21 protein-coding genes are annotated in these 22,972 nt (G+C 30.2%); 4 read left to right on the top strand and 17 right to left on the bottom strand.

The features are described 5' to 3' along the window. The first annotated feature begins 41 nt into the window (after positions 1-41). Positions 42-1,151, top strand: coding sequence for a tRNA 2-thiouridine(34) synthase MnmA (mnmA, locus tag FYJ27_RS02530; RefSeq protein WP_154482642.1), 1,110 nt, complete (start codon positions 42-44; stop codon positions 1,149-1,151). Positions 1,152-1,187: 36 nt separating this feature from the next. Here the strand turns inward: mnmA and FYJ27_RS02525 are convergent, their stop codons facing one another. Beyond that, on the bottom strand, positions 1,188-1,574 hold the full coding sequence (locus tag FYJ27_RS02525; RefSeq protein ID WP_154482640.1) for a helix-turn-helix domain-containing protein: 387 nt from the start codon (positions 1,572-1,574) through the stop codon (positions 1,188-1,190). 129 nt (positions 1,575-1,703) lie between these two features. Further along, positions 1,704-2,846 carry an MFS transporter gene (locus FYJ27_RS02520; protein ID WP_154482637.1) on the bottom strand — a complete coding sequence of 381 codons (1,143 nt, stop codon included), beginning with the start codon at positions 2,844-2,846 and terminating at the stop codon, positions 1,704-1,706. 271 nt (positions 2,847-3,117) lie between these two features. Here FYJ27_RS02520 and cls point away from each other — a divergent pair, with 271 nt between their 5' ends. After that, positions 3,118-4,653 carry a cardiolipin synthase gene (gene cls / locus FYJ27_RS02515; protein WP_154482634.1) on the top strand — a complete coding sequence of 512 codons (1,536 nt, stop codon included), beginning with the start codon at positions 3,118-3,120 and terminating at the stop codon, positions 4,651-4,653. Between the two features lie 22 nt (positions 4,654-4,675). Here the strand turns inward: cls and FYJ27_RS02510 are convergent, their stop codons facing one another. From FYJ27_RS02510 to FYJ27_RS02485, 6 genes are all read right to left on the bottom strand, one after another. Beyond that, on the bottom strand, positions 4,676-4,903 hold the full coding sequence (locus tag FYJ27_RS02510) for an ATP-binding protein (protein WP_326831026.1): 228 nt from the start codon (positions 4,901-4,903) through the stop codon (positions 4,676-4,678). A 14-nt stretch (positions 4,904-4,917) separates the two neighbouring features. Further along, positions 4,918-5,250 (bottom strand): lantibiotic immunity ABC transporter MutE/EpiE family permease subunit, encoded by a 333-nt coding sequence (locus FYJ27_RS02505; RefSeq protein ID WP_154482631.1) that lies wholly within the window; start codon positions 5,248-5,250, stop codon positions 4,918-4,920. Between the two features lie 45 nt (positions 5,251-5,295). Continuing rightward, positions 5,296-5,949 (bottom strand): lantibiotic protection ABC transporter ATP-binding protein, encoded by a 654-nt coding sequence (locus FYJ27_RS02500; RefSeq protein WP_459410823.1) that lies wholly within the window; start codon positions 5,947-5,949, stop codon positions 5,296-5,298. 128 nt (positions 5,950-6,077) lie between these two features. Next, the gene (locus tag FYJ27_RS02495; RefSeq protein ID WP_154482628.1) at positions 6,078-6,737 is read right to left on the bottom strand and encodes an N-acetylmuramoyl-L-alanine amidase family protein; all 660 of its coding nucleotides are present in this window, start codon (positions 6,735-6,737) and stop codon (positions 6,078-6,080) included. A gap of 168 nt (positions 6,738-6,905) precedes the next feature. Then, positions 6,906-8,054, bottom strand: coding sequence for a DUF4932 domain-containing protein (locus FYJ27_RS02490; protein WP_154482625.1), 1,149 nt, complete (start codon positions 8,052-8,054; stop codon positions 6,906-6,908). 432 nt (positions 8,055-8,486) lie between these two features. Then, entirely contained in the window at positions 8,487-9,776 is a 1,290-nt protein-coding gene (locus FYJ27_RS02485) for an IS110 family RNA-guided transposase (RefSeq protein ID WP_154482622.1), read from the bottom strand. Between the two features lie 361 nt (positions 9,777-10,137). Here FYJ27_RS02485 and FYJ27_RS02480 point away from each other — a divergent pair, with 361 nt between their 5' ends. Continuing rightward, a complete protein-coding gene (locus FYJ27_RS02480; RefSeq protein WP_154482619.1) occupies positions 10,138-11,316 on the top strand; it encodes an IS110 family RNA-guided transposase in 1,179 nt (392 codons plus the stop codon). A 419-nt stretch (positions 11,317-11,735) separates the two neighbouring features. Then, positions 11,736-12,767, top strand: a complete 1,032-nt coding sequence (locus tag FYJ27_RS02475; RefSeq protein ID WP_154482616.1) for a DUF5692 family protein — start codon at positions 11,736-11,738, stop codon at positions 12,765-12,767. Between the two features lie 397 nt (positions 12,768-13,164). Here FYJ27_RS02475 and FYJ27_RS02470 read toward each other — a convergent pair whose 3' ends face one another. From FYJ27_RS02470 to FYJ27_RS02430, 9 genes are all read right to left on the bottom strand, one after another. Then, entirely contained in the window at positions 13,165-13,701 is a 537-nt protein-coding gene (locus tag FYJ27_RS02470) for a YcxB family protein (protein ID WP_195839061.1), read from the bottom strand. Between the two features lie 93 nt (positions 13,702-13,794). Continuing rightward, complete coding sequence (locus tag FYJ27_RS02465; protein WP_154482610.1) at positions 13,795-13,917, bottom strand: DUF4300 family protein; 123 nt, start codon at positions 13,915-13,917, stop codon at positions 13,795-13,797. Between the two features lie 200 nt (positions 13,918-14,117). Further along, positions 14,118-15,488: a 23S rRNA (uracil(1939)-C(5))-methyltransferase RlmD gene (gene rlmD, locus FYJ27_RS02460; protein WP_154482607.1), complete on the bottom strand. Its 1,371-nt coding sequence runs from the start codon at positions 15,486-15,488 to the stop codon at positions 14,118-14,120. Between the two features lie 139 nt (positions 15,489-15,627). After that, positions 15,628-16,020 (bottom strand): FxsA family protein, encoded by a 393-nt coding sequence (locus FYJ27_RS02455; protein ID WP_154482604.1) that lies wholly within the window; start codon positions 16,018-16,020, stop codon positions 15,628-15,630. Positions 16,021-16,023: 3 nt separating this feature from the next. Further along, positions 16,024-16,446 (bottom strand): acyl-CoA thioesterase, encoded by a 423-nt coding sequence (locus tag FYJ27_RS02450; protein WP_154482601.1) that lies wholly within the window; start codon positions 16,444-16,446, stop codon positions 16,024-16,026. A gap of 14 nt (positions 16,447-16,460) precedes the next feature. Further along, positions 16,461-18,218 (bottom strand): pyruvate kinase, encoded by a 1,758-nt coding sequence (gene pyk / locus FYJ27_RS02445; protein WP_326831025.1) that lies wholly within the window; start codon positions 18,216-18,218, stop codon positions 16,461-16,463. Positions 18,219-18,235: 17 nt separating this feature from the next. Continuing rightward, positions 18,236-19,195: a 6-phosphofructokinase gene (gene pfkA, locus FYJ27_RS02440; RefSeq protein ID WP_154482598.1), complete on the bottom strand. Its 960-nt coding sequence runs from the start codon at positions 19,193-19,195 to the stop codon at positions 18,236-18,238. A gap of 20 nt (positions 19,196-19,215) precedes the next feature. After that, positions 19,216-19,410, bottom strand: coding sequence for a hypothetical protein (locus FYJ27_RS02435; protein ID WP_154482595.1), 195 nt, complete (start codon positions 19,408-19,410; stop codon positions 19,216-19,218). An 80-nt stretch (positions 19,411-19,490) separates the two neighbouring features. Continuing rightward, on the bottom strand, positions 19,491-22,958 hold the full coding sequence (locus FYJ27_RS02430) for a DNA polymerase III subunit alpha (protein WP_154482592.1): 3,468 nt from the start codon (positions 22,956-22,958) through the stop codon (positions 19,491-19,493). Positions 22,959-22,972: the final 14 nt, after the last annotated feature.

The following is a 22,972-nucleotide window of genomic DNA, read 5'->3' as shown; positions in this document are numbered from 1 at the left end:
ATATAAATACAATATATTTTTAAAGAAAAGAGGAAATATTTATGAAAAAAAGGGTAATATTAGGCATGAGTGGAGGTGTTGATTCTTCTGTTTCTGCACTACTTCTTAAAGAAGCAGGTTACGAAGTAGTTGGACTTTTCATGAAAAATTGGGATGAAAAAGATGAATATGGTGTATGTACAGCAACAGAAGATTCTGACGATGCAAGAAAAGTAGCTCATCAACTTGGAATTGCCTATTATACTATAAATTTTGAAAAACAATATTGGGATAGGGTCTTTACCTATTTCTTAGATGAATATAAAAAAGGAAGAACTCCTAATCCAGATGTAATGTGTAACCAAGAAATAAAGTTCAATGCTTTTTTGGACTATGCTTTAAAGTTAGATGCAGATTATATAGCTATGGGACATTATGCACAGGTAGAAGAAAAAAATGGAAAATACTATCTTTTAAGAGGAGAAGATAAAAATAAAGATCAAAGCTATTTCTTATCTCGAATAGGACAAAAAGCCCTTTCAAAAACTATATTTCCTGTAGGACATTTAGAGAAAAAACAAGTTAGAAAGTTAGCTGAAGAACATGGTTTATACACTGCTAAAAAAAGAGATTCTACAGGTATATGTTTTATAGGAGAAAGAAACTTTGACGAGTTTTTAGATAAATATCTTTTAGCAAAACAAGGAGATATGTTAGCTGTAGATGGAAATAAAGTAGGCACACATAGTGGACTTATTCATTATACATTAGGTCAAAGAAAAGGTATAGGTCTAGGGGGAATAGGGACTGGAGAACCTTGGTTTGTAGCTGGAAAAGATTTAGAAAAAAATATATTATATGTAGCACAAGGAAAAAAACATCCTGCCCTCTATTCTACTTCATTAATTGGAGAATCTCCAAAATGGATATTAGAAGAAACTCCCAATATGCCACTAAAATGTACTGCAAAATTTAGATATAGACAATCTGACATACCTGTAACAGTAAACATATTAGACAATGGAAATCTCCATATAAAATATGACTATCCAGTAAAAGCTGTAACACCAGGACAAGTAGCAGTATTGTATCAAGACGAAGTATGTCTTGGTGGTTCTATAATAAAATCTATAGAGCCTTTGGACAAAAAATATTCATATTTAAATCAATAGTAAATAAACAAGATGCCCCTTTATGGAGCATCTTGTTTATTTACTTCTATCAATTTTAACTGCTACATAATAAAAGATTGGAACTGTTAAGTATAATATCCAGCCTGGATGCCATAATTTATATGAAAATCCCAGTATAAGATATATAATTGTAACCAATACTGGATAAGGAAACTTTACTAATTTTTTCTTATTATTTCCTTCTTCAGCATCTTTAAATCCATCTATATTAAGTAATTCATCCAATCCTATTCCATATATTTTAGAAAGTAAAATAAGATTATCAGTATCTGGACTTGCTTCTCCTCTTTCCCATTTAGATATAGCCTGTCTACTAATACCAAGTTGTGCTGCCAATTCTTCTTGAGAATAACCTTTTTCTTTTCTTAAATTTGTAAGTCTCTCAGCAATTTCTAAATTCATACTGTGTCTCCTCTCATTTTTATTATCGTGATTTTATTATATATTTATACTTTAGTTGCTACTACCAATTATAGTTTACATCTACGCAACTATTAGTTGCAAAGCTGATAGCATTCTCATTTGTATAAGTTATCTTTTTCTATTTATAAAGAAAAATAATATTAAAACCAGTCCTAATATATTTAAGGCTCCACATACCCCTATGGCTTTTTCCAATGAAACATCTGAAGCTCTACCTATGACTAAATTTGAAAGTCCCCCAATTATATTCCCTATCATAGCATAAACAGAAAGAATTGTAGCCCTATTAAATGTATCAATACTTTCATTCTGTATTGTATTTGATAGTGGCTGAGTTATAGCAAAAGCACCTTCTATTATAAATATCATAGCTATAACCAACAGCCAATTTCTAATATATATAAGCAGTATATTTGCTCCTATTATCATCAAAATTAGAATAGTATATAGATTCTTTGTTTCAACTTTCTGATTTAGCTTATATGCTTTTGCTGATAAAAGACAAGATATTTGCATAATTGCTGTCAAGATTCCAAAATATCTAATATCAATACCACTTCTTAAATATATAGGTTGATTTAAGAAAATACATAATGCATGGGTACTTTCTGAAATTAAAGCTATAGATATTATAAAAATAAATATGATTTTATTATGTTTTAAACTTTTAAAACTATCTATTAGACCAATCTTTTCTTCATTTCTATGTTGATGAATATCTACTAAGAAAAATGAAAGAATAAAAGCTATGCCATATGGAATAATAGTTAGAAATGCAGTTAGATCTAAAGAATATTTCACTATAAATGAATTCATAAATGAAGCAACTAAAAATCCACTTGTAGAAGAAGCAGAATAATAACTAAAAGCTTTATCACTATCTTCCCCATCTATAGAAGTATAGATAAGGGCCGAATCACAACCAGATATACCTGATATTGATATAGCTACTATAATACTTTCTAATAAGAATATACTAAAAGAATGGGCATTATAAAATATTATTTTTGATAAGAAAAATAGGAAAAAAGATACTATCAATGTATTTTTGTAGCCAATTCTATCGCCAATATATCCCCATGGCACCTCAAATATAAACATAAGAACTATGAAAATAGTCTCTAAAATAAAAATATTATTTAATGAAAGTCCTCTGTTCTGTCTAAATAGTGTAGCAACAGGTCCATAAAAAACTAACCCTTGCAAAAAAGCTATAGTACAAAGTAAATACAAATTTCTATTTCTATTCATTTTAGCACCTCCACAATTAATTGCATAACAAAAAAGCCTTATATAATAAGGAAATTTATAATGTTATTTATGCAATCAATGTTTAGATGCCGCCATAATCAGATTCTCCTTTAAATAATATCTAAATTCTATATATTGAAATTATAACATAATTTATAGATATTAAATCATTATTAAAGTATAATAAATTTATAATGTATTTAATATCAATTTCTTATAATTTCTTACCAATACTTATTATTAGACACAGATATAATATGGAGGTGTATAAATGCGTCAAAAATGGTTATGGACTTTAATCCATAGACGGATATTAATTTCTTTACTTCTAGTAGTTCAATTTGCAATTATTATATATCTTGTTTTCAGTAGTAGTAAAAATTCAATGTTTATTAACTGGGGACTGAAAGCAATTAGTTTATTAGCCGCTTTACATATTATTAGCAAAAAAGAAAAAGGCGCTTACAAGTTGACTTGGGTTTTCCTAATACTTGTTTTCCCAGTATTTGGAGGATTGTTTTACCTGTTATTTAATTTTCAAATCTCTACAAGAAAAATGAGCAGAATATTGTCATGTATTGAAAATGAAAGTAAGCCGCTATTCCTTATGTCAGGAAATATCTTTGAAGATGCTTGTAATGAAGCTCCTGAATATATACCTCAAATTCAATACTTACAAAACTTTGCTGATTTCCCTATATATAGTAATACGAAAACTAAATATTTATCTCCTGGAGAAGAAATGTTTAAACACCTTATAGAGGAACTAAAAAAGGCAGAAGATTATATTTTTCTTGAATTCTTTATTGTTCATGAAGGCATAATGTGGAACACAGTTTTAGATATTCTAATAGAAAAGGCAAAAAAAGGGGTTGACGTTCGTCTTATTTATGATGATATAGGATGTTTTTTCTTATTACCTAAAGATTATCCTCAAAGACTTGAAAAATTGGGAATAAAATGCGTTGTATTTAATCCTTTCCGTCCTTTTCTTTCAACAAAACAAAATAATCGAGATCACCGAAAAATTGCTGTTATAGATGGAAAAGTTGCATTTACAGGAGGTATCAATTTAGCTGATGAATATATTAATGCTGTTGAAAAATATGGACATTGGAAAGATGCAGCCATTATGGTTGAAGGGGAAGGAGCTTGGAGTTTTACACTAATGTTTTTACAAATGTGGGCTTTATGTAGTGGTATTGAAGAAGATTTTACACAGTATTATCCTTGGAAAAAAGAACCTTGTACAATAGAAAAAGATGGACTTGTACAACCATATGCTGATAGTCCTATGGACAAAGAAAATGTGGGAGAACATGTATATTTACATATTATTAATAATGCAAAAAAATATATTTATATAAATACTCCTTACTTGATTATAGATGATAGTATGCTTTCAGCACTAACACTAGCTGCTAAAAGTGGTGTAGATGTTCGTATAGTAACACCCTACTGCTGGGACAAACGTATCGTCCATATAACAACTCGTTCTTACTACAGAGACCTTATTGAAGCTGGAGTAAAAATCTATGAATATTCTAAAGGATTTATCCATTCTAAAACCTTTGTATCTGATGATAAGGTTGCAACAGTTGGCACAACTAACCTAGATTTTAGAAGTCTCTATCTACATTTTGAATGTGGCGTGTGGTTATATAAAAGCAAAGCTGTTATGGAAGTTCGTGATGATTTTATTGAAACTTTAGAAAAATGTTATCAAGTAACAGAAGAAGACTGTAAAAACAATGCTATTATCCGATTTATACAAGAAGTATTTCGTCTATTTGCACCACTAATGTAAAAATTCCACTTTTATAATTATACTATTTATATAAAAGTGGAATTTTTACAATAACTTTTCCACCGCCATTTACACTATTGGATAATATAAGTTCTCCATTATGTTTTTTTATAATAGTATCTGCTATATATAATCCTAAGCCATGATGCCCATTCCGCTTCCTGCTTTCCTTTCCCATTAAAAGCTGATTTTTTCCATCCTTTAACATCTTTTTAGAAAATCCTTCTCCTTGATCTATTATTTCAATAATCCATTGTGAATCATCTATACTATTACAATCCCTATCATAAATATTAAACTAGTAAATATAAGTAAAATACTAATATATAATATCTTACCTAGCCATATAGAACCTTTATCCTGTGGATATAGAAAAAGCCCTTTGTAAGAAAGGTTCTTTTCCCTTGTAATCACTTGGGCGGAAATAATAGCCAGCATACCAGGAAGAAACATAACATACCACCAGTTATATGCCCCATTTTGACCTCCACCCCACAAAAGACATAACAAAAATGTAAGTAGGGGTGTTACTATAATAAATTTATTAGTTGATGTTCTTTTACTCTTTTGAAATTCTGCTTTGATTATATCTATCATTAGTTTTCACCCCTATTTCTTTCTACAATTTCCATAAATAACTTTTCAAGATTGTCTTCTTTTTTTGATTTTTCCACTATACCCTATAACACCATTAGATATAATTCCTATTTCGTCAGCTACCTGTGCTGATAAAATATGACTAGATAGAATAACTGTCATACCTTTAAAAGGGAAAGACCTAATAAGCTCTCTTAACTCTTCAATCCCGATTGGATCTAATCCATTAGTAGGTTCGTCAAGAATAAGCAACTTTGGATTATTTATAATAGCCATACCAAGTCCTAACCTTTGCTTCATTCCCATAGAAAAATTCTTCACTTTCTTTTTACCTGCTTTCTCAAGCCCTACAATATTAAGGACTTCTTCAGCTCTCATCTTAGGAAGTCCATAAAGAGTACAGGCAAGTTTTAAGTTTTCCATCGCTGTTAAATTTGGATATATTGCAGGATTTTCAATTAATGCTCCAATATTTTCTAAATCTTTCCTAGTCCATATATGATTGTCAAATAATATTTCTCCGGCAGATGGCTTCATAATTCCTGTAATCATTTTTAATGTAGTAGATTTTCCTGCACCATTCGGTCCTAGTAAACCAAATACAGAATTTTTTCTAATAGATAAAGAAATATTATCTACAGCTATTTCATTTTTAAATTTTTTTGTTAATCCTCTGGTTTCTAAAATATATTCTGACATACTGATTCCTCCTAATTATCTCTTATATTAAATCTATAATTATAATATAAAGGATAATTATAAGGATTTTATAAGGATTAATTTTTTGTATAAAAAAAGACCTTTTATAAGGTCCTTTCTAAATATTTTTAAAACCTATCAATATAATTTTCTAATCCTTTTACTATACCATTAACTATCTTTCTTTGATATCTATGGGTCCCTAATAAATTTGCCTCATCTTCATTTGATAAAAAACCACATTCTACTACTATAGCAGGCATATTAGTTTGATTTAGTACTATTAAATCTTTTCTTTCTACTATCCCCTTACTATTAGCCCCAGTGTTTCTCAAAACTTCATCTAACACTGTTTGAGCAAATAATTCGTTATTTGTAGCTTTGTTACTAGGATAATATAAAACTTGAATACCATTAGCACTACTATTATTTTTAGCTGAATTGCAATGAATACTAACAAATATCTTAGCCTTTTCCTTGTTTGCCAACTTCGCCCTTTGAATATTTTCAATATATTCATCTGTATCCCTTGTTATAATGACTTCATAACCTTTCCCCTTTAGTTTTTTATATAATTTCTTTGATATATCTAAATTTATATCTTTTTCTAAACTATTGTTAATGCCTATGGTTCCAGGATCTTTTCCTCCATGTCCTGGATCTATCACTATAATATTGCCTTTCCTTGATAGACTTCCTATTAATGAAGAAACCCCACGGAATATTTGAAAGACCATAAATACTAAGACAATTGCAACCAATATATTTCGTATATTTAACTTTTTCATTTGTTTTCCTCCGCTGTACTTAATTTAATACTTCTCGTTCTGCAAAATATAATACAATCAATAGTTAACCTATTATGAGTATTTTAAATTTATTTATATTATATAGTTAAAGGGCTAATAAGTAAATTCCAAGATTAGTTTAAAAATTTTATTGAGATTAAAATTAGTTTACATATTGCTATTTTCAATATAATAATCTAAAGATTTTAGCAATTCTGGATAGAAAGATTCAAATGTAGGGTATATATCCCTGTTATTATCATATTCATCTAATTTTTCAAGTAATTTATCAATATATATAAATCCATTTTCTTTTTCCCATTCTATTGTATTATCCCCTAAACTTTTATCTTTTTTATAATTAAATCTAGCAGTTATGGCACGAATTATATGTTCATTCAAACAACTTTCCCAATCACCATATGCCTCTTTTTCCATTGTATCTTTTACTGGAATATATAATTTAGAATATTTTTTTGCTTCATTCCAATATTTTTCTGTTAGTGGATTTATAAAAGAATGGCTAAACTCATGTATTTGAATAGAGTTAAAATTTGTTTTTGAACCAAATCCTACATTACTGTTAGATACTGTTGGTCCTATAACACTATATATTTCATACCCTTCATCTGCAACAGTTCCTAATCTTATACCAAAACCAACTTCAGTATACAAGGAAACTAAAATTAAATTATAGCTCTTCTGTTTTATTCCATAATATTCTTCTAATTCTTTAATAATATCATTTTCGCCATCAATTGTATGTGAAACATTTTCTACTAAAGAAAAATAATATTCTTCATTTTCATCATAAAAATCATTAAATTTTGTGTCTCTAAAAAAATCGTATAAAGATTCATAAAACTCTTCTAATTCCTTTTTATTTTCTATCAAATACTCACTCATATCAATATCTTCACGTAGTTTAAATTTATTTGTCATATATAACATAGTTTCTGGAGGTATATGGTATAAAAAACCTTTATCACTTAATCTATCAAATAATTTTACTGCTTTATGTTCTTTAAAAGGTGTAAAATACTCATCTACTCTGCCCCTATATTCAAAGTCGTATTTTGTCATCAAATCATATTCTTCATCATAATTACTCAAATATTGAACTATAGACAATAATTCTATACGTGGATCAATCATAATATTTAATGAGTTCTTGGTTATATTTATAGGTTTCTTTAGACTTTCTTTATAATTATTTATTGAACTAATCTCTTTATCATTATTACAACCTATTATTAATCCCCCTATTAATATGGAAATAAAAATAATTATTGATATCTTACTTTTTATTTTATACATGACTTATCACCTCCTCTTTAAATCAAGTATTATTTTTCAATACTTGTGATTAATTTTTTATTGTTTTCATAGATTATTTAAAGTAAAATAAGCTTATTTAACATTAAATATCTATTTTAATCCTCACTTAATAAAAGTAGCATCTATATATTTTTTATGAACAGTGACTTTTCGCTCACTATATATAGTAGTAGAACCTCTTTCTAACAGGATTTATCTCCCAAACTTCCTTCGTCCAACTTAATCTATATGTGAGTCCCGTTATGCTCGTATGCAGGATTGTATCCTAATGGAGGAATTACAGGATCGTCACTTTTGTTGTTTTTATAATTGTAGATTTTAATTCAAGTTCTATTTTAGCTACCATATTTAAATAGAATCTTTTAAAACATTAATAACTCACATTTAATTCAATCCATTATATTGATAGGTTTAAGCAGCCTCGTTTAAGAATTCATCTGGATAACTTATTTGTGACATCATTTTACTTTCATCGTAATCAACATCTTTCATAATTATTGCATGAATTATTCTCAATAGTTTTCTGCATAATGCTATTATGGCTTGTTTTCCAGTAAGCTGATTTTTCCGTCTTGTAGTATAATAAATATACATTTCTTTAAATGCAGAATTTGTCCTTATCATCCCAAGTATTACCTGGTACAATAATCGACGGAGATCTTTACGCCCTCTTCTGCTTATAGATGTTGTACCTTTTACCTTACCTGAACTATTTTCTGTTAAAGAAAGCCCGGCCATTTTTATCATTTGTTTTGGAGTTTTGTACTTTCTAATATCTCCTAATTCAGCAACTATACCACTTGCTGTCACAATTCCTATACCCTTTATTTGAGTTATCTTTGATGTTTCATCTAGATTGCTACAAATATCAGTTACATAGTTATCTATTTCCTCTATCTGTTGTAGAAAACCTTCATATTTTTCTAATAGATAATTTATTTCTATTTTTGCAAATGAAAGTCCCTCTTTTATTCCTATACTGTTTTTACTAGCTGTTACAAGCCTTTCTATCTTCCCAAGACCTACACTTCTTCTCATCTTTGGGGGTAGCATCTCATAGATTTGATTTGGTGGTATCCTTTCAATTACAGACGGAAAGATATACTTTTTAATTATCCTTATAAATGATTTAGACTCCCAGCTGGCATATGCTTCTTTGTATTCTGGAAAGTATCTGTCTAGCCAATTGTGAATCTGGTTTTTTGTACGATTTAAATCCTTTACTACAACTTGTCTCAAATTCTTAGCATTCCTAAGTTCTTCATACTCACCTTCAAGTAAATTTGGAGTAGAATATCTTGCGTCTTTTACTAGCTGTGCAATTATCTTTGCATCTTTTTTATCTGTTTTTGTTTGAAGGTTATCATCTAACTCTTTTATCTTTTTTACATGCATTGGATTTACTGTAACCACTGTATAGTCATTAGCTTTAAGATATCTTGCAATATTTAGCCAGTAATGTCCTGTTGGTTCCATACCTATAATTACTTGTTCCTTCTCCTCAACCACTTTAATTTCGTTGATCCAACTCTCAAACTCTAGATATCCTGAAAGAGAATTGTTGAATTTAATTGATTTCCCAAACTCTATGCCTCTAACATCTTGTGCTCTTGCTACATGAAATTCTTTTGCTATGTCAACTCCAACAATTAAAGTTTCATCTGTTAATTGATTTAATCTATCATTTTGTTTATAATTCATAGTGAATCCTCCTTTAAATTAAGAAATTGTTTTCTCTCAATTACAATTATACCTTAATTTATTTGTGAGGATTTTCTATTTTTATCGTATCACAGGAAGCTCGTATAATAATGTTATAGTTTAAAAACTATATTTTCTTTTCTATCTCACTATTCTTGTGAGATAATAATTGTACAGATAGAGGTCGTAGATCACCTCCTTGAAGCCTAGTCTTCCTAAGTAAGGGTTGCGCCTCTTCTTTACATCTATATGCGAATGAGCTGGATAGTACCTAGTTACTGAATATCTAACGAGGTTGTATTGTTGTAAAGTAGAGAGGTCCTAGACTTTATCTGTAAATATATTAAAAGCTGGTGATTTTATGTTTTATGTTGGTATTGATATTGCTAAACAAAACCACGAAGCTTCTATTATTGATTCTAATGGTAAGCTTCTTGATAAAAGTATATCCTTTTCAAATTCTCAAGTAGGTTGCGATAAATTAATTGCCTTGCTTGAAAGATTTGAAGCTGATACTCCCAACACTGTTATTGGTATGGAAGCTACTGGTCATTATTGGGTTAGCCTTTATTCTTATCTATTGGATCTTGGGTTTTCTGTAAATGTTATTAACCCCATTCAATCAGATGCATTTCGAAAAATGTATATTAGGCAAACTAAAAATGACTCTAAGGATTCCTTTATCATTGCTCAAATTATGCGTTTCGGTGAATTTTCCACTACTTCTTTAGCTGATGAGGACATTATGGCCTTACGCCAATTATCCAGATACCGTCTCGCTTTAGTAGATGAATGCTCTGATTGGAAACGCAAGTGTATTGCTCTTTTGGATCAAGTTTTCCCTGAATACTCTAAGCTTTTTTCTGATACCTTTGGAGTAACTTCTAGAGAGCTACTCTCTAAATATCCTACTCCAGAGGATATGTTATCCATAGATACAGGGACTCTTTCCAAACTTCTATCCGAAGCTAGTAGAGGACGTTTTGGTATTTCAAAAGCTTCTGAAATACAAGAGTCTGCTACTAATACTTTTGGTATTAACTTTGCAAAAGATGCATTTGCATTTCAAATTAAGCAAATTATTGCCCAAATTAATTTTATCGAAGAACAGCTAAAAGAACTTGAAACTGAAATTTCTACACTCCTTCACCACACCAATTCAGTTATTACTACTATTACAGGTATTGGTGATGTTCTTGGTGCTATTATTATCGGAGAAATTGGTGATATTTGCCGTTTTGAAGCTGCACCCCAACTTGTTGCCTATGCAGGTCTTGATGTAGCCGTAAAACAATCTGGTGATTTTGTGGGAACACAGACTAAAATTTCTAAACGTGGTTCTCCATATCTTCGTAGAGCAATTTGGTTAGCTGCTACTGTCGCAGCCTTCAAAGACCCAGCTTTGTCAGTCTATTATCAATCACTTAGGGCAAGAGGAAAACATCATTTAACTGCTATTGGGGCTGTCGCTAGAAAAATGTGTAATATTATTTTCGCTGTTCTCCGTGATAACAAACCCTATGTGCCTGATATTAAGTAGGATTATGAAAAATTAACTCATATTTTCATCCTAAATTTTTTTCTTTATATTTAGGTTTATTTGTTTTGCCCAATTTTACATAAGAATTTATGGCAGGTTCTGTCAAGGGATGCTTTTCCCCTTGACGGGTTCTGACAGAAATTCTATAATCACAAAGGCAAAACAAATTAAATTATCTCTTGACTTTTAATAGCTGGTCTTATGTAAATAAACTTATTTTATTTTTAAACATGTGATGTTCCCTTTATTATACATAAATTTGGAAATATAGTCTAGAAGTTAAAACTTAAAATCCATCACAAAGGTACTGTCTTAAAATAATTGATTTCCATTATTGTTAAATAATGGTTGAATTTCTATATTAACTGACATATAATATATATTGATAATTATATAACAAATAATTTGGGGGGCTGTGTATGTTTACATTTAATTATGCTGAAGGAGCAACTTTATTTTCAGCTTGGGGTATGTGGTTTGTAGTATTTGCTACTTTGTTCCTATTTAATGAGTTTTCAAGGAGATCAAAAGCAGGTGCATTTATTAGTTTTATCGTTTTACCCACAATTCTATCTATCCTCTGGTTCACAGTTCTAAAAGAAAAAACCTATACTGATTGGTTCCATTTAGCAAAGGTTTATTCTGCTACTGCAGGCTGTATAGGATTTTGGTTTATAAGACACTATGAGAAAAAAGACAAAAATACAGGAGAAGTTTTATGGCGTCTCTCTGAGAAAAAACTAGCTCTTGCTTTCCCACCATTAATTCTTGCCATTAATATTATAGAAGCTGTAACTCGAGATTTTCAAATTGGTAGCCTTGGACTTATGAAAGATTTATTTGAAGGCGAAATCATGATGAGTGGTCCTTGGAACTATATGAATGGTATTGCAGGTATTCTTAATATTATAACTATCACTGGATGGTTTGGAATTGTTATAAGAAAGAAAACAGAAAATGATAAAAGTATGGATATGTTATGGCCTGATATGATGTGGTTCTGGATAGTAGCTTATGATATGTGGAACTTTGCATATACTTATAATTGTTTACCAGGTCATGCATGGTATTGTGGTTTTGCATTATTACTTGCACCAACCCTTTGTGCATTTACATTAGGAAAAGGTGCATGGCTCCAACATAGAGCACACACTTTAGCAATTTGGTGTATGTTTGCACAAACATTCCCTCACTTCCAAGATCAAGGAAAATATCAAGTAATGTCAACATATAATCCCAAAATTTATTTTATTGTTAGTTTCCTTGCATTAGTAGTTAATATTGCTGTATTTATATATATGATTTATAAAGTTGTAACTACAAAGAGAAATCCATATACAAGAGAACTTTATATTGATCTACCAGGATACCAAGAAGTTAAATCTCTTGGAGAACCTTCAATATTCGATTCTGAAACTTCATCACCAAAATCAAGTAAACAATACTCTTAAAATTATAAATAGAAACTAAACATAAAACTAACAATCTATAGTATATACAAGATAAACAATATCTTTAAACATATACAAGGGGATAGCTTTGCTATCCCCTAAGTATTCTTATTCAGTTTCATTTAATTCTAACATATCTATCTACTCTATTTTCTCCTTTAGCATAAGAGCCAAATATATAGATAAGTTTTATTCAATAATCGCAAACCATTTTATCGATATGCTTGTTTAAAACTTTTTCTACTTCATCAATTTTTAGTCAAAAATAAAGATATCTTCAATAGGAGTTTTTACTGCCCTTGAAATGTCAATTGCCAACTATAGGCACTTGATATTCAATACCTATAGTTGGCAAGCTTTAAATTTTATTTAATGGAGTACTAATACTATATTTAAACTAAAATTTAATTCTTTTATATTTTTTCCCCATAGTATTTTGGTATAAGGATCTTAGTTTTTCAATAGTTTCCTTATCCATATCTTTTTTCCTAATTAAAGAAGCCTGGTTCATATTAAAATAGGTAATAAAATAATTCTTTGACTCTAATACTTGATAAAACTGACTATACTTAATTTTAGATTCCCCTTCAAATACTGTACTCTTTATAATTAAAAAATCTTCATAGAAATCTAACTTTTCCTGTGAATCAAATACTCCTGTTTTGTCAGTTTTAATCCGTTGCTTATTTTTTCTTTCAACCTTAAAAATTATTGTAAGAATTGCTACAACAGCTAATACAATCCATGAAATAATAAATTCTGCTGTACTAAATTGGTTCTCACTATAAGCAAGAAAAGCAGCCATCAAAGCAGATATCAAAAGTATAAAAGGAATTATTATCTTTCTTCTAAAAAATGTAGCTATATATAAAAACTTATGATAATCCTCTTTTTCCATAATAGTTTTTACTGTAAATAATTTATTATCGTCCACGTTTCCACCTCTTATAAGAAACATTGATTTTTATTTTAAATTACCTTATAAATTGTTTGGATTTTCTCTATATCCTTCTAAAAGCTGATCATTCTATAAAGCGTCCTCATCTATGAATAACTCGCTAGAGTTTTTTGTATCAGGGTTGCTAACAGAAATCAGATTTTTCATTAAAGTAAAAGATGTAATTCCAGCTGATTTCATCGCTTTTTTCATAATTATGCTTCCCGTCTCTTTTTATAGATATATTCTTGTTTCTTTTACATTTATATTAACATAATTATGAATCAAATAATTTACAATTTTGTTACATTAACTATACTCATGTAAAATAATTTTATCTGTAGTAGCTTCCTAACACCAATCAGTCTGCCTTTGACTTCTTGGGCAAACCTTGCATGGGTGATACCAATTGCTTACTCCTTATCTTCGTTCCTTGTAAGCAAAGTTACACACTCCACATGCACTGTCCACGGGAACATATCCACTGGTTGCACTTCCATAACCTTATATCCATTTTCATCTAGATATTTTAAATCTCTTGCTAGTGTTGAGGGGTTGCAGGATACATATACTACTGTTTCTGGTTTTATTTTCACTATTGTTTCTAATAGTTTTTCATCACAGCCTTTTCTTGGTGGATCTACTACTATTTTATCTGCCTTTATTCCTTCTTTTAAAAGTTTAGGAGCTATTTCTTCACTTTTTCCTTCTATAAATTCTATATTTTTGGCATTATTTAGTTTTGCATTTTCTTTGGCATCCTTTATAGCATCTGATACTATTTCTACTCCATATACACTTTTAGCCTTTTGTGAAATAAATAGGGATATGGTACCTATTCCACAATATAAATCAAATACAGTTTCTTCTCCGCTTAGGTCTAAGTATTCTAATGCCTTCTTATATAGTACTTCTGTTTGAATAGGGTTTACTTGGAAAAAAGAGTTTGGGGAAATATAAAACTTAAACTTATCTATATAGTCTACTATCTTGTCTTCTCCATATAATTTTATATTTTTATTTCCTAATACTACTGGAGTTCTCTTTTTATTTATATTTTGATAGATGGATACTACTTCTTTTACAGTCTTTAAACTTTTTATAAGTTCATCTTTATAGGGGAGTTTTTCATTTGTTGTTACTATAATCACCATAGTAGATCCGTCTTTAGTCCTTCTAGTTACTATATCTCTAATGGTGCCTTTATTTGTCTTTTTATTATAAGCCTGTACATTATATTTTTCCATATATTCCTTTACTATCTTCAACACTTTGTCTACTACTTCATCTTGTATGATACATTCTTCTATGTCTACTACTTCATGGCTTTTGTTTTTAAAATATCCTATAGATATATTTCCTTCTTTTTCTCCTACTTTAAACATCCCTTTATTCCTATATCTAAAAGGAGTTTCCATACCTATAGTAGGATTTATTTTAACATCTTCAAGTTTTCCTATTCGCTCTATTGCATCTTTTACCATATTTGTTTTTATATCTAGTTGTGCTCTATAATCAAGCTCGTGAAGTTGACAGCCTCCACAAGTTTTATAATATTTACATTCTGATATCTGTCTTTTGGAAGATGGATTTTTTATTTCAACTGCTTTCGCTTCTGCAAAATTTTTTTTAGTCTTTTTAATTTCTGCTATTAATTCATCTCCTGGAAGTCCACCTTCAACAAATATAGTGAATCCTTCTACTTTACCTACTCCCAAACCTTGATTAGTTAAATCTATTATATTTAATTCTAACTTATCTCCTACACTAACTGGTCCTTTCATATATACACTCCTTTCCAAAAAAGAAGGCACACAAAAGTGTGCCTGCTGATAGAAATAGAATCAGTGTCCCTTTACCTTCTTATTTTATACTAAGATTATAGACGGATTAAATTTTTTTATGCGAAATATCATGAAATAATTACCACTTTAAGAATATTCCAGTACTTCCACGCCTAATTTTGTTTTTAAAGTATCTTTTTATAGCATTCTTGTATATTTGCCTTGTGCCAGGAAGTATCATAGTTATTCCTATTATATCTGTTACAATACCTGGTACTGCTAGAAATATTCCACCTATTAAAATACACAATCCTGTTAGAAGAGCATCACCTGGAACTGTACCTTGGGATAATGCTCTATTTATATTGGATAATACTATCTTTCCTTCACTTCTAGCTAAATAATAGCCTACAATTCCTGTGGCTACAATTAAAGCTATTGTTGGCCAAAATCCTACATTCTGAGAGGCCTTAATTAGGATATAGAGATCTATTATAGGTGTTACTATTATAAATAATAGTATTTTCCCCATATATCATTCTTCCTTTTCTAAAGAGTCTTGTAACAATTTCCACTCCTCTTTGAATTTTTTTCTAAATCTTACAGGCTTCAATGATTTGTCTACAAAAGCATGTTTAGTAAATCCTTCTACTAACAATTCATTATTATCTTTCCTATATATTTTATACTCTAATGTAAGCCTTACACCTTCTAGTTTTGTCAATTTTGTTTTTATTATAACTTCTTCATCAAATTTTGCTGAACTTATATATTTACAACCTGTTTCTATTACTGGTAGAAGTACCTGTTCTTCTTCTAGTTCTCCGCAAGTTAAGCCTAATTCTCTGAAGAATTCATTTCTCCCTACTTCAAACCAAGTGAAATAATTTCCATAATATACTATACCCATTTGGTCTGTTTCTTTATATCGAACCCTTATGGTAGTTTCCTGTATCATAAATTTTGCCCCCTTTATAGTACTCTAGCTTCTCCTTTATATATTGAGCCAGTAATACTATCTACCGTAACAATATCATTGTCTTTTAAAATTTCTGTTGCATTTTCTACTCCTACAATAGTAGGTTTTTCTAAGTTAAGTCCTACTATAGCTGCATGGGATGTAAGACCACCTTGTTCTGCTACAATTGCTGAAGCTTTTTCTACATATGGCATTATATCCTTAGCTGTACAATTACATACAAGAATATCTCCTTCTTTAAATCTACCTTCTAATTCTTCCTTTGTATCCCCTATAATTACTCTTCCTGAAGTAGCTTTATTTCCTATTCCTACACCTTTAAGAAGCACTTCACTTACTATATGAACTTTAATTAAGTTTGTAGTACCTGATACTCCTACTGGTATTCCTGCTGTAATAACTATTAAATCTCCTTGTTTTATATAGCCTTTTTCAAGAGCGCTATGTATTGAAAGGTCTATTACTTCGTCAGTAGATGTGCTTTTTGAAGATAGTACTGGATATACTCCCCAAACTAAAGCCATCTTTCTCATTACTTCTTCTGTAGTAGTAGCTGCAATAATTGGTGATTTAGGTCTAAACTTAGATACTGCACTAGCAGTAAATCCTGAGGATGTAGCTGTAACTATAGCACTTGCACCTAAATCTTCTGCTGTAGTACAAGTAGCTTTGCTTATAGCATTTGTTGTTGAAATTCCTCTATTCTTTGAGTTTTCCTTTAATATTCGTTTATAATCAAGGGAATGTTCTGTTCTAGTAGCAATATTGTGCATAGTCTTAACTGCTTCAACTGGATATTTTCCTGCTGCTGTTTCTCCAGATAGCATAATAGCATCTGTACCATCAAAAATTGCATTGGCTACATCTGTTACTTCTGCCCTTGTAGGTCTAGGATTTCTCATCATAGAATCTAACATTTGAGTAGCAGTAATTACAGGTTTTCCAGCTTCATTACATTTTCTAATTATTTCTTTTTGAATAATTGGGATTTCTTCTGTTTCAATCTCTACACCAAGATCTCCTCTAGCTACCATTATTCCATCGGAAACATTTATTATTTCATCTATATTCTCTACGCCTTCTTGATTTTCTATTTTAGATATTATTTGTATATGGTCTCCACCATTTTCTTCCAATATCTTTCTTATACTAAATACATCTTCAGCTTTCCTAATAAATGAAGCTGCTATAAAATCTATTCCATTTTCTATTCCAAATAATATATCATCTATATCCTTTTGAGTAACAGCTGGTAAATTTATTTTCACTCCTGGGACATTTACGCCTTTATGGTCTTTTACTGACCCACCATTCTTAACAATACAGACTATATCTGTCTCTTTGACTATTTGAATAACTTCTAATTCAATTAATCCATCATCAATCAGTATAGTGTCTCCACTTTTCACATCTTTAGCTAAACCTTCATAGCTTACACTAACTATTTTTTCATCTCCAGAAACTTCCCTTGTAGTTAAGGTGAACTCCTGATTGTCTACAAGTTCTACTCCACCTTCTTTAAAATTTTTAAGCCTAATTTCTGGACCTTTAGTGTCTAGCATAATCCCTATAGGGAGGTCTAGCTTTTCTCTCACTTTTTTTATAGTTTCTATTCTAGTTTTATGTTCCTCATGATTCCCATGGGAAAAATTTAATCTTGCTACATTTAGCCCTGATTCCATAAGCTGTCTTAGTATATCTTCAGTTTCAGACGCTGGACCTATGGTACATACTATTTTAGTCCTTTTCACTTTACTCACCTCATTTTTTATATTGAAAGTATCTTTGCTATATCATACATTTCTTTATCAAAAAATCCTTTACTTGAAAGAGCTTCATCTATATCCAAATCAATAACTTGATTTTCTTTAATACCAAGAGCTTTTCCTGCATCGCCTTTTAATAAAAGCTCAACTGCTTTATGCCCCATTTTACTAGCTATAATTCTATCAAAAGCTGTAGGTGTTCCTCCTCTTTGTATATGTCCAAGTATTGTAACCCTTGTTTCTGTTCCAGTTTTTTCTTCAATCTCTTTTGCATATTCATAAGCGTTTCCTGCACCTTCTGCAAGGGCTATAATACTATGAAGTTTTCCTCTATTCCTACTTTGAATAAGCCTTTTACAAACTTCATCTACTTCCATATTCTCTTCAGGTACTATAATACTTTCTGCACCACCAGCAAGTCCTGCATATAGTGCTATATCACCACAACTTCTTCCCATTACTTCTACTATATTTGCCCTACCATGAGAACTAGATGTATCTCTTATTTTGCTTATAGCATCTACTACTGTTTCTACAGCTGTGAAAAATCCAATTGTATAATCTGTATATCCCATATCGTTATCTATTGTACAAGGTACTCCAATAATAGGTACTCCTGCTTCATTTAATTTTCTTGCTCCTTTAAAAGAACCATCCCCACCTAGCACTATTATTCCATCTATATTAAAAATTCTTATTACATTCAATGCTTTTTGAAGTCCCTTTTCTGTTGTAAACTCATCACATCTAGCCGTTCTAAGTATTGTTCCACCTCTATGGATAATATCTGCTACACTAGAAAGATTCATTTCTTCAATATTACCATTTATAAGACCATTGTATCCTTGTTTTATTCCCATTATTCTTACATTGTTATAAATACTGGTCCTTACAACTGCTCTTATGGCTGCATTCATACCTGGTGAATCTCCACCACTAGTTAGAACCCCTATAGTCTTCATTTCTAAACCTCCTCTTATAATTAAATAATTCCCAAATCTAATAATGCTAATTGAACATCTTCAGCTTCAAGTTCTGGTGCCAGAATTTCATATAATAAAGTGTCTCCTTCTTTTGTAAATACCTCGACTTTAACTAAAAATCCTTCATCTATTAATTTATTTTCTATTTCTTTTGCCCTATTATAACTATCTACTACATGCACTGCAGTCCACATATTCTCGCACTCCTTAACAAGATATTATAAATAATATTATAGCATAATATATAATGTTTTTTTATTAGATTTGAGCATCTTTAACAAATTTTTACACATCCATCCCCTACTACCTTTTCTATTTCATATAAAATTTCATCTCCTTTTATATCTACCCAATAATCTCGATCTGCCATTACAACTTTTTTATCCTTTGCTAAATAAACATATACTGGTATATCTCCTTTATATTTTTCAAATATCTCTCTTAGATCATTAAAAGCAGTATTGAAATCCCCTTTTTCAATTTTTATATATAGCTTTTCTCTTTTGTATTTATTCAATGGTTTAATAGATTCACAAATTATTTTAGGTTCATCTTCTTCACTTATACTTAGTTTACCTTCAACTACTACTATACTATCTTCCTCTATATATTTTTGATATTTTTCATAAGTAGCAGGAAAAATAATTACTTCTACTGTACCATATAAATCTTCTAAAGTAGCAAAAGCCATCATATTATTATTTTTAGTTATTTTATTTTTCTTATTAACTATTATTCCTCCAATAACTATTTTTTGTCCATCCCTTAAACCTGTACCTACCATTTCATCAGATATTTGGAACAACTCCACAGTAGTGTTGGTGGAAATTTTTTTCAATTCTTCTTCATAAGAAGTTAAAGGATGGCCACTTATATAGATACCTAACTTTTCTTTTTCCATTGTCAATAAATTTTTCTCTGGAAATTCTTTTAAATCTGGTAAATTATCTTCTGAAACCTTGTCTTCAATACTATCAAATAGTGAACATTGTCCTTGTATATTCCTTTTCTTATCATCATGGACTCCATCTATTATCTTTTCAAATACAGCTAAAAATTGCGCTCTATTACCTCCTAGCGATTCCATAGCTCCAGCTTTTATTAGGCTTTCTATAGCCCTTTTATTCATAACTGTTCCATCTATATTTTCTATCCTTTGGCAAAACTCAGTGAAACTTTTAAAAGGACCTTCTTTTCTAGCCTCCACTATAGTTTCTATAAGGGCTTTGCCTACATTTTTAACAGCCATAAGACCAAATCTTATTTTCCCATTGGACACAGTAAACTTTCCGTAGCTTTCATTTACATCTGGAGGAAGTATTTCTATTCCTAACCTTTTACATTCTTGAATATATAAAGATACAGAATTAGTATTTCCCATAACACTAGTAATTAATGCTGCCATAAACTCTACAGGATAATAGTATTTCAACCAAGCTGTCCTATAAGCTACTACAGCATAGGCAGCTGAATGGGATTTATTAAAAGCATATTTAGCAAAACTTATCATTTCATCATATATTATATTTGCTGATTTCTCATCTACTCCATTTCTTATAGCACCTTGAATCTCTACTTCTCCATTTTCATCTAATTTTCCATATATGAAATGTTTTCTTTCTTCTTCCATTACATCCATTTTCTTTTTACTCATGGCCCTTCTTACTAAATCTGCTCTTCCCATAGAATAGCCACCAATATCTCTAACTATTTGCATTACTTGTTCTTGATATACTATACATCCATAGGTGACTTCTAAAATAGGTTTTAATTTTGGATGTAAATATTCTATATTGGAAGGGTCATTTTTATTTTCTATATATCTAGGAATTTGATCCATAGGTCCTGGTCTAAATAATGAGTTAGCAGCCACAATATTTTCAAAGCTATTAGGTTTTAATTCCTTTAAAAATTGTCTCATACCAGCACTTTCAAATTGGAATATTCCTAGAGTTTCTGCATTGCTAAACATTTCATATACTTTGGGATCATCATAGGTAAATTCTGAAAAATCTATTTTAACTTTATGATTTTCTTCTATTAATTTTACTGCATCCCTTATAACAGTTAGAGTTCTAAGGCCTAAAAAATCCATTTTTAATAGTCCTAACTCTTCTAATTCAGTCATTGTAAATTGAGTAGTTATAGAATCTTTATTCCTTGATAATGGTACATATTGAGTAATTGGTTCTTTAGATATAACTACTCCTGCTGCATGGGTAGATGTATGTCTTGGAAGACCTTCTACTTTTCTTGCTATATCGATTAATTCCCTTATATCTTCTTGTTCATCATAGATTTGCTTTAAATTTCTATTAACTTCCAACGCCTTATCTATGGTCATACCTAATTCCATAGGTATCTGTTTAGCTATAAAATCTACTTGTCCATAAGGCATATTCAGTGCTCTTCCTACATCCCTTATACTACCCCTTGCTGCCATAGTACCAAAGGTGACGATTTGAGCTACCCTATCTTTTCCATACTTCCTAACTACATAATCTATTACTTCTTCTCTTCTTTCGTAACAAAAATCCACATCTATATCTGGCATAGTAACCCTTTCAGGATTCAAGAACCTTTCAAAGATCAATCCATATTTCAATGGATCTATATCTATAATACCTAATGCATAAGAAACTAAACTTCCTGCTGCAGAACCTCTTCCTGGTCCTACCATTATGCCATTGTCTTTGGCATACTTAATAAAATCCCAGACTATAAGGAAATAATCTGTATATCCCATATCTACAATAGTATTGAACTCAAATTCAAATCTATCTTCTATCTCTTTAGTTATCTCATCATATCTTTCATTAAGACCATCTATACATAGTTTCTTTAAGTATTCTACATCAGTATAACCTTCTGGTACTTCATATCTTGGAAGATGTAGTGTATCAAAATCTATATCTACATTACACCTTTCTCCTATTAAAACAGTATTGTCTATAGCTTCCCTTACATATCCAAATAGATCCATCATTTCATCATAGGATTTTAGATAAAATTCACTTGTAGGAAATCTCATCCTATTTTCTTCATCTACAGTCTTACCTGTCTGTACACATAGAAGTACATCATGTACCTTTGCATCTTCTCTTTTTAAATAGTGAACATCATTAGTAGCAACTAGTGGAATATCTATATCTTTACTTAATTTAATTAATTCTCTATTAACAAATTCTTGCTCTCTAATTCCATGATCTTGCAGTTCTAAGAAAAAATTTTCTTCTCCAAATATATCCTTATATTCTAATGCTGCTTTTTTTGCACCTGCTAAATTTCCATTTAGGATTTTCTTTTGTACTTCTCCTCCAAGGCAAGCACTTAGCCCAATTATTCCGTCACTATACTTTCTAAGCACATCATAATCAACCCTTGGCTTATAATAAAATCCATTTACATAGCCTTCTGATACTATTTTCATAAGATTTAAATATCCTGTATTATTTTCTGCTAATAAAACTAAATGATATTGGTCTTTTTCCCTTGGATTTTTCTCTGTATATTTCCCAATAGATATATAAACTTCACATCCTAAAATAGGTTTTATATCCCTTTTAATTGCTTCTTTATAAAAATCTACAACGCCAAACATAGAGCCATGATCTGTAATAGCAATAGTATCCATTCCCAGTTCTTTGACCCTATCTAATAATTCTCCTATTCTATTGGCACCATCAAGTAGACTATATTCTGTATGAACATGAAGATGAACAAATTTCCCTTTTTTAGCCATATCTAAACCCTTTC

Source organism: Anaerosalibacter bizertensis (assembly GCF_009696605.1).
Lineage (GTDB): Bacteria > Bacillota > Clostridia > Tissierellales > Sporanaerobacteraceae > Anaerosalibacter > Anaerosalibacter bizertensis.
The sequence above is the reverse complement of the archived record's forward strand: the minus strand, read 5'-3'. Positions and strand labels throughout refer to the sequence as shown.